This is a genomic window from Burkholderia sp. AU16741 (assembly GCF_002223345.1).
Lineage (GTDB): Bacteria > Pseudomonadota > Gammaproteobacteria > Burkholderiales > Burkholderiaceae > Burkholderia > Burkholderia sola.
This window is the reverse complement of the sequence record NZ_NKEZ01000001.1, coordinates 149,559-163,181: the sequence shown is the minus strand read 5'-3', so window position 1 is coordinate 163,181 and position 13,623 is coordinate 149,559. Positions and strand designations below refer to the sequence as shown.

Genomic DNA, 13,623 nt, shown 5'->3' with positions numbered 1-13,623 from the left:
CGCCGACACGCGCTCGTCCGGTCACACCCTTTGTGCCTGGAGCCCTGTGTATGCACGAATCAGCGATCATCACCAACGCAGATGGCGATCAGCTCGCGGCGCGCCGCGAACTGTTCGACCTGATGCAGACCTACCCCGCGACGCGCGAGGAACTGGAACGGTCGCTCGGCCTGTTCGTGCGCGGCTCGCTCCTCGCACGCATTCTCGCGACCTTCGAGATTTATCAAAAAATCGTGCCGCTGCCGGGCGCGATCCTCGATCTCGGCACGTGGCGCGGGCAGACCGCCGTGCTGTGCGAGAACTTCCGCGCGATTCTCGAGCCGCTGAACTTCCAGCGCCGCATCCACGCATTCGATACGTTCACGGGCTACACGGGCTTCGCCGAGCACGACACGCGCGACCGCAAGCTGTTCTCCGACGGCACGTACTCGCTGTCCGGCGAGTACGCCGACCTGCTGCGCAAGCTGCTGAACCTGCACGAGCGCAGCAACGCGATGGGACACGTGCATGACAAGCACCACGTGTGGGAAGGCGACTGCCGCGACACGCTGGCGGCGTTCGGCGAAGCGCATCCCGGCGAGATGGTCGCGCTCGCGTGGTTCGACCTGAACGTGATCGAGCCGACCCGTCACGCGTTCGACGCGGTGATGGAGCGGCTGGTGCCCGGCGGCGTCGTCGCGTTCTGGCAGCTCACCCGCGGCGGCCAGCTGCCCGCGGAAGGCGTCCATTACCTGCGCGACCTGCTCGGCAACCGTCCGCACCAGATCCACAAGGCGGCGGCCTATCCGTCGCTCTGCTACCTGTCATTCCCTGAAGGTGGGGGCACACGCAAATGAAAATCGCAATCCTCGGCAACGGCATTCTCGGCCTGATGACGGCGCGCGCATGGCAGCAGGCCGACGCGGGGGTCGAGCTCGTGATCGTCGGCCACGCGCATCGGCCCGGCTCGGCCACGCGCGCTGCGGCGGCGATGCTCAATTCGTTCACCGAGTTGGAAGGCGATTCGCTCGGCACGCCGATCGACCGCTTCAAGTTCGAGCTGAGCCGCGGCGCGACGGCAGCCTGGCCCGCCGTATTCGCTGAAATCTGCACGCCGGAGCGCGCGATCGCGCACGGCTTCGGCACCTTCGTGCTGAACAACGCGGCGACCGACGCGCTCGACGACGAGAACTTCGCGGCCATGCAGCGGTTCTGCCGCGAATTCGAGGAGCCCTGCGAGGCGGTCGACCCGTCAGGCATCCCGAACTATCATCCGGACCCGCGCTATCGCGCGCTGAAGGCGGTCTTCCTGAAGCGCGAAGGCTGGGTCAATCCGAAACAGTTTCTCGACGCGCTGACCGCGTCGGTCGCGCAAGCCGGCAACGTGCGCTTCATCGACGCCGAGGTCGAGCGGCTCGACACCGCGGCCGGACGCGTCACCGGGGCGCGCCTGTCCGACGGCAGCGTGCTCGGCGCGGACCGCTTCATCCTCTGCAACGGCGCCAACGTGACGCGCGTGCTGCAGGCGAGCCTGCCCGATCTGCCGGTGCAGCGGATGTTCTACGGCATCGGCATGTCGATCGAACTGCAGAGCACGGAGAACGTGCACACGCACTGCGTGCGCACGACCAACCGCGGCCTCGCGTGCGGGGTGTATTCGGCGCCGTACGGGCCCGACCGGACCCTCGTCGGCGCCAGCAACTACATCAGCCCGGTGCCGCACGAGCACGGCCACGCCGGCAGCGCGTACACGCTGCTCAAGTCCGCGATGGACCAGATCAACACCCGCTTCTCGCGCGCGAACCTGGTCAACGTCAACGTCGGCTGGCGACCGACGACGTCCGACCTGTATCCGCTGTTCGGCGAAACCAGCGTGCGCGACCTGTGGATTCTCGGCGGCACCAAGCGCGACGGCTTCCACCTGTCGCCGGTGCTGAGCCGCGATCTCGTCGCGGCGATGCGCGGCGAGCCGATCGATCCGCGCTACGCGGAACTCGCGCCCGAACGCCCGCTGATCCGCAACATGACGCGCGAGGCCGCGATCGCGAAGACGGTACGCCATCAGATCAATGCCGCGTACCAGCACGATTTCGTGCCGGCGCGCAACCGCATGGTCGAACAGCTCCGGAACGCGATGCGCGCGGACCTGGAGGCGCTGCACGACAAGCTGGGCGCAACGGACTGGGGCATTCCGCCCGAGCTCGTCGACATGTACCGGTACGGCCACATTCCGGCATGAGCGGTGCGACCATGAACCGCGACGCGAAGCGGGTAGCGATCGTCCAGTCCAACTACATTCCGTGGAAGGGCTACTTCGACCTAATCGCCGCCAGCGACGAGTTCATCCTCTACGATGACGCGCAGTACACGCGCCGCGACTGGCGCAACCGCAACCAGATCAAGACGCCGCAGGGCGTGCAATGGCTGAGCGTGCCGGTGAAGGTGAAGGGCAAGTATCACCAGTCGATCCGCGAAACCGAGATCGACGGCGCCGACTGGGCGCCGCTGCACTGGAAGGCCCTGCAGCAGAACTACGCGCGCGCGCCGCACTTCGCGCGCTATGCGGACGAGCTCGAGGCGCTCTACACCGGTCGCACCTACGGGATGCTGAGCGAGCTGAATTTCGCGATGCTGACGTGGGTCCTGCGGCAACTGGAGATCGGCACGCGCGTGTCGTCGACGTCGGACTATGCGCTCCACGGCGACCGCACCGAGAAGCTGCTGAACCTGTGCGTGCAGGCGGGCGCGTCCGAGTACCTGTCCGGCCCGGCCGCGCGCAGCTACCTCGACGAAAACCTGTTCGCCGATGCCGGCGTCGCGGTGCGCTGGTTCGACTATCCGACCTATCCCGAGTATCCGCAGCAGTGGGGCGACTTCGTCCACGGCGTGACGGTGCTCGACGTGCTGTTCAACTGCGGTCCCGACGCGCGTCGGTACGCGCTGACCTCGAAAGACTGAGGCGATGTCCATGAGCGAATCCCGGCATGCGAGCCTGCTGGAAGAAGTGGCCGCGTACTACAGCGCGCGGCTGGCGGAGCACGGCGCGACCGCGCGCGGCGTCGACTGGAACGGCGAATCCAGCCAGTTCCTGCGCTTCGAACAACTGACGAAGATCCTGCCCGAGTCCGGCGGCCACTCGGTAAACGACATCGGCTGCGGCTACGGCGCGCTGGTCGATTTCCTGAAGGCGCGTGCGCTGTCGGACAGCTTCGCGTATGCGGGCTACGACATCTCGTCCGATATGGTCGACGCCGCGCGGCAGCGCTATCGCGAAGACGCGAACGTCGCATTTCATGTCGGCGCGGTGCCGCAGGCCGCGTCGGACTACGGGATCGCATCCGGCATCTTCAACGTCAGGCGCGGTCACGGCGACGACGCATGGCTCGACTACATCCACGCGACGCTCGACACGCTGCACGCGACGAGCCGACTGGGCTTCGCGTTCAACTGCCTGACGTCGTATTCCGATCCGCCGTTCATGCGCCCGGACCTCCTGTACTACGCGGACCCGTGCGCGCTGTTCGATCGCTGCAAGCGCCGCTATTCGCGTCACGTCGCGCTGCTGCACGACTACGGCCTGTACGAATTCACGATTCTCGTCCGCAAGGACATCTGAGCGGTGCCGCGCGCGAGCCGCGCGGCCGAACGTCCCCCTTACTGCGGAGCCTGACCATGTTCGGCCCACCCAATCTCGACGTCATTCCGTTCGGCCGCCCGTTCGTGGTCGGCAAGGAGCTCTACTACATCGCGAAAGCGGTCGAGCAGGGCGGCCTCGCCGGCGACCAGGCGTTCACGAAGCTCTGCCACCGCTGGCTGGAAGCGCGCATCGGCTGCCAGCGCGCGCTGCTCACGCACTCGTGCACGGCCGCGCTCGAGATGGCCGCGATCCTCGCCGACGTGCAGCCCGGCGACGAAGTGATCATGCCGTCCTACACGTTCGTGTCGACCGCCAACGCGTTCGTGCTGCGCGGCGCGACGCCGGTGTTCGTCGATATCCGCCGCGACACGCTGAACCTTGACGAGACGCAGATCGCCGCCGCGATCACCAAGCGCACGCGCGCGATCGTGCCGGTGCACTACGCGGGCGTCGCATGCGACATGGACGTGATCGGGCAGCTCGCGGTGGACCACGACCTGTGGGTGATCGAGGACGCCGCTCAGGCGCTGCAGTCGTCGTGGAACGGCAAGCCGCTCGGCAGCCTCGGCCACCTCGCGTGCCTCAGCTTCCACGAGACCAAGAACGTGATCTCGGGCGAAGGCGGCGCACTGCTGGTCAACGACCCGCGCCTCGTCGAGCGCGCGGAGATCATCCGCGAGAAGGGCACCAACCGCAGTCAATTCTTCCGCGGGCAGGTGGACAAGTACACATGGGTCGACGTCGGCTCGTCGTTCCTGCCGGGCGAGCTGATCGCGGCGTTCCTGTACGCGCAGTTCGAGCACGCGGACGTGATCACCGCGCAGCGGCGTGCGACCGTGCAGCGCTACCAGGACGCACTGCAGCCGCTGCACGCGGACGGCCTGATCGAGCTGCCCGCGATTTCGCTCGCCGAGCGCGGCAACGGCCACATGTTCTATTTCCTCGCACGCAACCTCGCCGAACGCACCGAGCTGCTGCAGCAGATCCGCGCGGTGGGCGTGAACGCGGTGTTCCACTACGTGCCGCTGCACAGTTCGCCGGCCGGCCAGCGCTACGGGCGCTGCGGGTCCGGCATGGCGGTGACGGACCTCGTCGCCGACCGGCTCGTCCGGCTGCCGCTGTACCACGACATGACCGAAGCCGAACAGGATCGCATCCTCGACGTGGTCTTCGATTTCTACCGCACCCGATAACGATGACCACTCCCAAATCTGGCTTGGCGCACGGCGGTTCGCGCATCTTTACGCGACTCGGCCACCCGTACTACATACTCGCGCCGAATTTCCGGCAAACCTCCGGCGGGATCCGCGCGATGCACTACCTGTGCCACGTGCTGAACCTGCTCGGCCAAGAAGCGTACGTCTGCACGCCGGTCGTGCATCCTGATCTGCGCACGCCGCCGCTGACCAACGACATCGTGCAGGCGCATGCCCGCGCGAATCGCAGCCCGATCGTCGTCTACCCGGATGTCGTCACCGGCAATCCGTTCAACGCGCGCTGCGTCGTGCGCTACCTGCTGGCCGAGCCCGGTCGCATCAACGGCGAACCGATCGCCCTGCAGCCGAACGACCTCATCTTCACGTTCGGGCCGTCGCTGGTGCCCGAAGAATGGAAGGCGGACCTGCTGCGCATACCGCTGGTCGACACGCGCATCTTCAACAGCGACGGTGTCGACAACGCCCGCCGCAACGGCACGGCCGTCTTCATCAATCGCCACCTGCGGCGCGGCGGCACGCTGCATCCGGTCACCGCCGAGTCGATCGAAATCTCGACCCGCGTGCCGGAACGTTCGGCGCACGAACTCGCGGCGCTGTTCCGACAGGTCGAGTGCGTGTACATGTACGAATGGTCCACCGCCGTGTTCGAAGCGCTGCTGTGCGGATGCCCGGTCGTGTGCATCATGAATGACGCGTCGCTGTCGGAGCCGACCCGGTGGGTGATGGACGGCAAGGGCATCGCGTGGGGGCTCGACGAACACGAGATCGCGCACGCGAAGGCCACCGTTCACGAAGCGCGCGGCGTCTACCTGAAGGAAGAGGACGCGTTCTGGCAGCAGTTGCAGAACTTCGTCGAGCGGACCCAGGCACACGCGGACAAGCTGGATGCGCAGGCCGTCGCGACGGGCGCCGCCGCCCCGGGACAGCCGGCGTCCGCGCCGCGCTCGTGCATCGCGGTCGTCACCGCCGAACCGGCCGACCACGCGCGCACCAGCCTGCGCTTCGTGCAGCCGTTCGCGCGGCTGGACCGCGAATGGGCACTGACTTTCCCTGTCACGCAAGCCGGCATCGATCCCGACGCGCTGCAGCGCGCCGACCTGATCGTGCTGCAGGGCGACACGCCCGGCCTGCTGTCCCCCGCCACGCTGGAACACCTGTTCTCGCTCGGCAAGCCGGTCGTCCTCGAGATCGACGCGCCGCTCGACACGCTGCTCGCCGACATCCCCGGCGCGGCCGACAACGCGCGCCGCAAGGCCGGCATCCGCAGCGCCGTGCAGCGCGCGCATGCGCTCGTCGTGCCGTCGGAAGCGCTGTTGCGGCAGTACCGTCATGTCAACGCATCGGTCCACGTGCTGCCGACCGGCGTCGATCTCGAGCGTCTGCACCGCGCGGCGCCCGGCGTGCGCGACCACGTGAACCTCGCCGTTTCCGGCACCGGTCTCGACGGCGTGCGTCTCGAGCAGCTCCGCCAGGCGCTGGCCGAGCTCCGCCGCCGGTTTCCGGGGAAGCTCCGGGTGTCGTTCGTCGGCGCGGCGCTGCCGGCCGGCTGGGAACGTGAACCGGACGTCACGCTGATCGCCGAGCCTGCCCCTTACGACAGCTACGCCGACGCGCTCAAGCGCGCGGACCTCGACATCGCGCTGGTCGCGGCGCCGGTCACGTTGCGCGACGATGCGCCGCCGCGCGCATGGCTCGAATGCTCGGCGGCCGGCGCGGCCACGGTGCTCGTCGCCACGCCGGCGGACGGTTGCCCGGTGGTCCACGGCCGCACGGGCTGGCTCGTCGCCGACACCGCCGACGCGTGGGTCGACGCGATCGCGCACCTGATCGAGCATCCGCAAACCCGCGCGCAACTCGCCGCGGCCGCGCAGGATGCGATCCGTGCGCAGCACGACATCGGCCGCAACGCCGCCCGCCACGGCGTGCTGTACGCGCGGCTGCTCGCGGAGAACCGGACGCGGGCGCCCGTCGCCGCGACTGCGGACGCCGCACCGCGCCGCAAGCGCCTGATCGTGTATTCGATCGATCCGGACGCGTGCGCGTCATCGCGAATTCGCCTCACGCTGCCGTTCGATCTGCTGAACGACGAATGGGAACTCGTCCCGGGCATCCGGGACGGCCAGATCGACAGCAGCGTGCTGGCCACGGCCGACGCCATCCTGCTGCACCGGCTGACGCCCGGCATCCTGACGGGCGACGACCTGTATACGATCTTCAAGCATGAAAAGCCGGTGATCTACGAGACCGACGACCTGCTGACCGACCTGCCGGCCGCGCACCCGCTCGCCGCGCAAGGCGGGATGGCCCGCGCGGGGATCGAGCTCGTGCTGCGCAACGCGGACGCCGTGATCGTATCCACGCCGTTCATCGCCAGCCGCTACCGGCTGTCGCACCCGCGCGTTCACGTGCTGCCCGACAGCGTGGACTTCGACCGGTTCTACCGCCCCGTGACGGCGCGCGGCGACGACTGCGTGACGATCGGCATCGCCGGCGCGTCGCTGCGCGCCGACAACTTCGCGCTCGTCGACGCGGCGCTGCAGGCGATCTGCGCGCGCCATCCCGGCAAGGTGAAGGTGAGTTTCGTCGGCGCGGACGTCCCGCCAGGCTGGGCCGGCCGCCCGGACGCCGGGTGCGAGCCCGAGCTTCACGGCTACGACGCGCACGCACAACGCCTGCCGGAACGGTGCTGGGACATCGCGCTGCTGCCGCTCGCCGACCACGACTACAACGCCGGCACGAGCACGATCCAGTGGCAGGAATACGCGGCGGCCGGCATCGCCTCGATCGTCAGCGACCGGCCAGCCTATCGCCTCGCGCTGCACGACGGCTGCGACGGCCTGCTGGTCCCGGACGAGCCGCAGGCGTGGGTCGACGCGCTCGACCGGCTGATCGCGAACCCGGCGCTGCGCCGCGGGCTCGCGCGCACGGCGCAGGCGAAGGTCCGCAAGCATCACGCGCTACAGCAGGCGCTGCCGCGCTATCGCCATGTGTATCAGCAGTGCATCGACAAAGGCGCTGTCGGCAACCAGCCCGGCCGGCCGGATGCGCCGATCCCCGGCGCGCTGATCCTGGACGCCGAGGGCGACCTCGACAAGGTCCGGCTGAGCCTGCAGGAAATCGCAAGGCGGCCGGAACAGGATCTGCTGGCGGTCGTGCTGACCACGTCGCAGGCGACACTGCCCGAATGGACCGACAAGGTGCGCTACCTGCACGCGCCCGTGCACGAATACACGGCCACCGTCGAACAGCTCTGCGCACTGCCGGCGTTCGACTGGACGCTGATCGTCGAGGCGGGCGACGGGCGTGCTGCGCAGGCACGAACGCCCGCCGATGCCGCGATCGCGTAGTTCGACGCGCGCCGTGCCGCTTGCCTGACGCTGGCGGCCCGGCGCGCTATCCCGGCAGCGCCCGGTGCTCAGTTGCTCGAACAGCCGCCGCAACTGCTTGAACTGCATGCGCTCGACGAACTGCACGAACTCGAACTGCTGCCGTCCCCGGCGCCGGAGTCGGACGAACCGCTCGACCCGCCGGTGTTCACCGCGACGGGCGGCGGCGCCATCAGCACTTTCGAATGCGCGGCCCACACGGTGCCGGCGAGCGCGCCGGCACCGAACAGCGCGGCCGTCCACAAGAGGCCGTCCGGCGTCGCGCGGTCGCCCCGGCGTTCGTCGCGGTGCGCGGCGAGCGCCGCCTCGCCGCCGCGCGTCATGCCGCCGCGCCCGAAGCCGGGCAGGCGTCCGACCATGAAGTGGTACGCGACCATGAACGCCGTCATGAAAATCATCAGCAGCAGCACGGGCCTGCCGCGGGTCAGGCCGACCGCGAGCTTCGCCGCGCCCGCGCCGAACACGAGCAGCAGGATCGCGCGCGCGGCCATCCGCGTCGCCCGCATCTCGCCCGGCGCCCAGAGCCAGCCTTTGCGCTGCAACGCTGCGGCGCAGTCGGCTTCGCGCCACGCGAGACGCTGACCGAACGCGTGGCAGCTCGTCTCGCCGCCAGGTTGCCTCCTCAGCCATTCCCAGTCGGCACCATAAGCGCCTGCATGTCGCGGATCGTCGATCCGCACCCGCGCGCCGTGGACCTTGCTCATCCGCAGCTCGATCGCACCGGCATGCGCGAGCGACAGTATCGCGACCTGCGCCATCCGCGCGCCGCCGCCCGCGAGATACGCCGCTTCCTCCGCGCTCAGGTCGGGCGACGATTCGGGGGCACGCGTTCCCCACGCACGGTGGCGGTATTCGATCCACTGCAGGCCGGCGATCAGCAGCAGCGCGGCGATGCAGAGCGGCACGTAGAACAATCCGAGAAAGTCCGGCCCAGAGAAGTCCAGCACATTGAAATCGCTCGCGCTCGCGCAGGTCGCCGCGACGCTGATCGCCGCCGTTGGCCACGCGAACTTCGCGAAGCGCCGCCAGCGTCGCCGGCGCGCGGCGGGCGCGCTCGAAGGGCCGTCGCGCCGTTCTGCGCGCTGCTGCACCGGGGCGTCGGCGGGCACGGCCGGCTCGGCCACGGGGCGCGGCCATATCGCTTCGGGCGGTTCGCAGCCCAAGAGCCGGCGGTAGCTGTCGAGCGTCTGCCGGTAGTGCCGCGCGTACTGCGCGGCCTCGTCGGGCGCGCCCGCGCCCGGCACGTGATGCAGCGGCGCGCGCAGCACGTCGGCACAGAACCCGTCCCAGTATTCGCGCGTGTATTGCAGGTGCAGGTGCCATGCGGCGTCCACCGCGACCGACGGCGTGACCGGATGGCCGGCTACCTGCGCGAGGAACGCGAAGCGCTTGTATTCGTCGATTACGGCCAGCGCGTGGTCGTGCGACCAGCTTTCGGCTTCGGCGAGGCGGCGGCTGTACGGCAGCGGCGCGTGCGGATCGTCGGGGGAATATGCATGCAGACGCGCGAGCAGCGCCTGCTGCACATCGGTCAGCGCGCAGGCAGCGACTGCGGTCGAGGTGGACGGAATGGCAGCCATCGGAGTCGGCGCGATGCGCGGACGGCCGCCGCGATCGACGCTTGGAGTTGTCGTTGCGGGCGATTCTCGCACAATGGGAAGGCGGCGGAATAGCGTGGGAAGCGGTGCGGGAGATGGCGATGCGATACCGTGGGGTGACGCTACGCTTGGCGATTTCAGGAAAACGGATCGGGTGTGGAGTTAATCAATTCCTGTCGCTCGCAGACAGGCAATTCTTGGCACGGAAAGACCGAAAATCCCCTGTCCAGCCCACGCCCGCGCCTGCCATCCCAGCTATTCGTGTCGTGCGTGTCTGCGGGCACTTAATCATTGCATGGTCGAGACCCAAATTCAGCCGAGGGCGCTGGAGTGTGTCGACACGACACTCCGGCCGGGAACCGAGCCTCTTCTCCGAACGCAGCCCGAGCCGTTGCGCGCAGTCGTATGCAGGGACTACGCCCGGCGTTTCAGGGGCTCGCTCTACAATCTGACGACCAACCGATGATTCATCTTTACGATTCACGCATTGAAAAAAGCGAGAGTGCTCGATATATGGCACTTGCCTACACGCCGAACATATGCTCAGATATAAATAAAATCCAACTCAATTACAGAGCAGACTATCTATGCGCTTCGTTTCAATGTTACGCGTTCAGCAGGGTCAACCACGACTCGTCCCTGACCCATTGGAACCGCGGTTCGACCTCTCCGTATTTCTTGCAGCCTTTGAGGCAAATCATGATGGGTCTCCGGAAGACTTTCAAGCATGTAGATTCGGAGAGCTCATTGCGTGGCGGGCAAAACGTCTCTTTGACACACTTGATGACGTAGAGAAAAGGTGTCGGCGTTTTAGCTATGATGAGGTAGCAACAGCGGTGGCAATCTTTACGCATAGGCAGCAACTTACGTTGTCTACGGAATATGCAGACGCACTATCCAATGTCACTGAAATTACTCGCGATGCCTTATTCACGCTGCGAACCGCCACTGACCACTGCGGAAACTCCTATACCCCGCCAGAAATATTAGAGGCCACAATTGACAGCGTTCGACATGTTCTCCGTCACACGCGTGACAGAAAAGGGTTTGGCGGAACTGGTGACAACCCAGAATCCGCAAGCATTGATGCCGTGTTACCGGTAGTTATCAGGCTTGGTTACTTGTTCGAATCTCTCCGAAATCTATGGCATTCCGTTCTGTGGGGCAGCGCTCACGCCTATGTAGGGCCCAACCCGCCACACAACTACGCCATTGATAAAACAGTTTCTGCTTTGGAACTAATGGCATGCGTCGATTTGCAAAGAAGACAGGTTGTAATCGCACGCGACGTAGACGAATTCACTGATTTTGACCTTCATCGTCAGCTGGGCAAACGCCAAATTCTCGCACTAAATCGAATAGGCTCAGAAGAATCGCGCCTAGTAGCCACCACAATCGATGCATTGCCTGAGGAGCAACGGCAAGTTGCGTTGGAGCTTGCAATTTTACAGGCCGCACAAATCAACCTTCACGTCAAATTCTTTTTGGAAAAATCCCATCCGTCATTGAAAGAACTTACTTACAAAAAAGTTCTTGACGCTTGGTATTGCATCGCACTTTTGACGACTGACGATTTTATTTACTTCAGAAGAGCATCTGAGGAAAATCGGTTGAATGATAGCCTCCCCCTTACAATTCTACCAGCCGAACAACTTTATCAAGCCTTGTCTAGGGTTATAGATGTCCAACCTCAAGAGGCAAAAGCGATTGTCAACTTCCTAACATACAAGGGCGGGCGTCAGACTATCTGGACCCGACCGCTTCTCGAAATCGGTGCCGACCTGATACCGCTTTGGCAACCGCTTCAAAACGGCCACCTCATGAGACTTGTGGCAGATTGGGGGACGTCTGACACGGAAAGTGGTGTCAGGTTTTCCGACAAGGGGCACAAATACGAGGATGTCGTACACCTCGCGCTAGATGCACTGGCCCGTTTCGGACACCCAGCCATAGGGCGCCCGGCGATGCACTACATACCGCTTGGACCACGGCTACCCGTTCCCGAGAAGGCGGCCGACGGAAATGAGGTTGGTGATGTCGACGCCGCAATTATTTCTGGCACAACTCTTTTCATTCTCGAATGTCTAGCAATCGGATATCCAGCCGAACCCTATGAGTTTTGGTCTGCTCACGAAGCACTTCAGGACAAGATACATCAAGTTATGAGAAAAAGAGAACATCTTGCCTCGAATCCCAGCGTTGTCGCGTCATGGCTTAGGCGAATACAAGCGACAGACACTCCCCCCAAGATTGAAAGAGTCGTGGCTCTTGTGGTGTCAAATTCATTTCTTCTAGAGGGGGAACGTACCGAAGAGCCTTACTTCGTGCACGCGGATACGCTGTTCAATATTTTGCTATCTGGCAGCAGCATCTTTGGCGGGGGATTTGACGCGGAGGGAAGGGAGATAGAATTTCATGTGGACTTTCGCAGCCAGGGGGTACCCGATGCGGATGCCATCATCATGGCAGTGAAGAAACCGCCCAAGCGAGAATCGTACGGAGCTTGCGTCAAGCCGTTGGATATGGAAATCCCTCCATTTGACGAAACTGATTCGGCAGGCCGAGTACGCAGTCCGGTCGTCGAGATGCCTAGCAACACTCGAGAAATCGAAGCCCTCATCAAGCGCTGCAGTTTCGCTCAGCACACCAGGCGAGTAGTTAAGCCTGTGAAAGCGTAGTGCCCCCTCACTTGACCCGGCGCCGCACGCTCGATGGGACCTTAAGCTGCGTGCGGTAGACTTACGGCAATCCACACGCCCGGCACGATTTTCGTGTCGCAATCGTCGCGTCGAAAATAGGCGTGCTGTACGTCTTGCTGGCGCCCATATCGCGTGCACAACCTCTGCTTGCCCTTTGTGTGTCAGTCGAAAGAGTCCCGCTTGCCATGCTGCGCGGTGGGCAGAGTCCAGACGGGATTGCCCCATACGCCCTGCACGCTTACCAGATGCCGGTCTCGTACATTAGAATCGCACAACGCTTACCGGGGAATGGTCCAAATGACAAGTGATGCAAGGGTGAAACCCGTCTTGAGATGGGCGGGTAGCAAACGGCAGATTCTTCCGAAGTTAACGAGCCTGACACCCCTGATTCAAGGACGCTACATCGAACCGTTCTGTGGCTCCGCGTGCCTCTTTTTGGCCCTGAATCCGGGTCGAGCACTGCTCGGTGACGTGAATCCGCATCTTGTCTCCGCCTACGGAGCGCTACGAGCCTCTCCGGATGCAGTCGCATCCTTCCTGGCTCGCTGGAGCGTCGACAAAGAGACGTATCTCCACTTGCGCGCGTTGCCGATGGGTACAGATGCAGCATTCGACGCTGCAAAATTTCTCTACCTGAACCGCTATTGTTTCAACGGCGTATACCGAGAGAACCGTAATGGTCAATTCAATGTTCCATTTGGTGGGTATCGCACAGGTCCGCTCCCCAGTGTAGAGGAGCTTCGCCAGTTCTCCGCGCGCCTGCAGAACGCGGAGCTGTACTGTGGAGATTTCGCCCAGGCGGTCCGGGGCACGACCGAGAACGATTTCATCTACCTCGACCCTCCGTACTACTATGGCAGCGTTCGCAACCGTGGCGAATACGGCTGGAACGCCTTTTCAGACGATGATGTCGAGCGACTGATTGACGAGGTCCGCTCGGCGGACGAGCGTGGCGTCCGGATTTTGATTTCCTACAACCAGGCGCACACGCTACGCAAGGCCCTCCCGGGCTGGCACCTGACATACGCGCCGGTACGCCGGAGCATCGCGGGGTTCTCGAAAGGTCGGAAGTCCGTACGCGAGTACCAACTCCGCAACTACGAGTAG

The 13,623-nt window shown here is 64.8% G+C and carries 9 protein-coding genes; 8 read left to right on the top strand and 1 reads right to left on the bottom strand.

From position 1 onward, the window contains the following. Positions 1 to 50: 50 nt before the first annotated feature. The 6 genes from CFB89_RS00745 to CFB89_RS00720 are packed head-to-tail and all read left to right on the top strand — an operon-like array spanning position 51 to position 8,180. Positions 51 to 836, top strand: coding sequence for a TylF/MycF/NovP-related O-methyltransferase (locus CFB89_RS00745; protein ID WP_059561588.1), 786 nt, complete (start codon positions 51 to 53; stop codon positions 834 to 836). After that, positions 833 to 2,218: an FAD-binding oxidoreductase gene (locus CFB89_RS00740; RefSeq protein WP_089466366.1), complete on the top strand. Its 1,386-nt coding sequence runs from the start codon at positions 833 to 835 to the stop codon at positions 2,216 to 2,218. Before CFB89_RS00745 ends, CFB89_RS00740 begins: the two co-directional genes overlap by 4 nt. After that, positions 2,215 to 2,937: a WbqC family protein gene (locus CFB89_RS00735; protein WP_089466365.1), complete on the top strand. Its 723-nt coding sequence runs from the start codon at positions 2,215 to 2,217 to the stop codon at positions 2,935 to 2,937. The genes CFB89_RS00740 and CFB89_RS00735 overlap by 4 nt, the downstream gene beginning before the upstream one ends. A 10-nt stretch (positions 2,938 to 2,947) precedes the next feature. Then, entirely contained in the window at positions 2,948 to 3,595 is a 648-nt protein-coding gene (locus CFB89_RS00730; RefSeq protein ID WP_089466364.1) for a class I SAM-dependent methyltransferase, read from the top strand. Between the two features lie 56 nt (positions 3,596 to 3,651). Beyond that, positions 3,652 to 4,809, top strand: coding sequence for a dTDP-4-amino-4,6-dideoxygalactose transaminase (rffA, locus tag CFB89_RS00725; RefSeq protein ID WP_089466363.1), 1,158 nt, complete (start codon positions 3,652 to 3,654; stop codon positions 4,807 to 4,809). A gap of 2 nt (positions 4,810 to 4,811) precedes the next feature. Further along, positions 4,812 to 8,180, top strand: coding sequence for a glycosyltransferase (locus CFB89_RS00720; RefSeq protein WP_089466362.1), 3,369 nt, complete (start codon positions 4,812 to 4,814; stop codon positions 8,178 to 8,180). A gap of 68 nt (positions 8,181 to 8,248) precedes the next feature. Here CFB89_RS00720 and CFB89_RS00715 read toward each other — a convergent pair whose 3' ends face one another. Next, positions 8,249 to 9,799 carry a TIGR04222 domain-containing membrane protein gene (locus tag CFB89_RS00715; RefSeq protein WP_089466361.1) on the bottom strand — a complete coding sequence of 517 codons (1,551 nt, stop codon included), beginning with the start codon at positions 9,797 to 9,799 and terminating at the stop codon, positions 8,249 to 8,251. A gap of 605 nt (positions 9,800 to 10,404) precedes the next feature. Here CFB89_RS00715 and CFB89_RS33905 point away from each other — a divergent pair. Then, on the top strand, positions 10,405 to 12,495 hold the full coding sequence (locus tag CFB89_RS33905; protein WP_144030049.1) for a hypothetical protein: 2,091 nt from the start codon (positions 10,405 to 10,407) through the stop codon (positions 12,493 to 12,495). 318 nt (positions 12,496 to 12,813) lie between these two features. Beyond that, positions 12,814 to 13,623, top strand: coding sequence for a Dam family site-specific DNA-(adenine-N6)-methyltransferase (locus CFB89_RS00710; RefSeq protein ID WP_179233356.1), 810 nt, complete (start codon positions 12,814 to 12,816; stop codon positions 13,621 to 13,623).

Bases quoted from the DNA above. Each gene is read 5' to 3' on its own strand.
- CFB89_RS00745 (WP_059561588.1), top strand. From the start codon at position 51: ATGCACGAATCAGCGATCATCACCAACGCAGATGGCGATCAGCTCGCG.
- CFB89_RS00740 (WP_089466366.1), top strand. From the start codon at position 833: ATGAAAATCGCAATCCTCGGCAACGGCATTCTCGGCCTGATGACGGCG.
- CFB89_RS00735 (WP_089466365.1), top strand. From the start codon at position 2,215: ATGAGCGGTGCGACCATGAACCGCGACGCGAAGCGGGTAGCGATCGTC.
- CFB89_RS00730 (WP_089466364.1), top strand. From the start codon at position 2,948: ATGAGCGAATCCCGGCATGCGAGCCTGCTGGAAGAAGTGGCCGCGTAC.
- rffA (WP_089466363.1), top strand. From the start codon at position 3,652: ATGTTCGGCCCACCCAATCTCGACGTCATTCCGTTCGGCCGCCCGTTC.
- CFB89_RS00720 (WP_089466362.1), top strand. From the start codon at position 4,812: ATGACCACTCCCAAATCTGGCTTGGCGCACGGCGGTTCGCGCATCTTT.
- CFB89_RS00715 (WP_089466361.1), bottom strand. From the start codon at position 9,799: ATGGCTGCCATTCCGTCCACCTCGACCGCAGTCGCTGCCTGCGCGCTG.
- CFB89_RS33905 (WP_144030049.1), top strand. From the start codon at position 10,405: ATGCGCTTCGTTTCAATGTTACGCGTTCAGCAGGGTCAACCACGACTC.
- CFB89_RS00710 (WP_179233356.1), top strand. From the start codon at position 12,814: ATGACAAGTGATGCAAGGGTGAAACCCGTCTTGAGATGGGCGGGTAGC.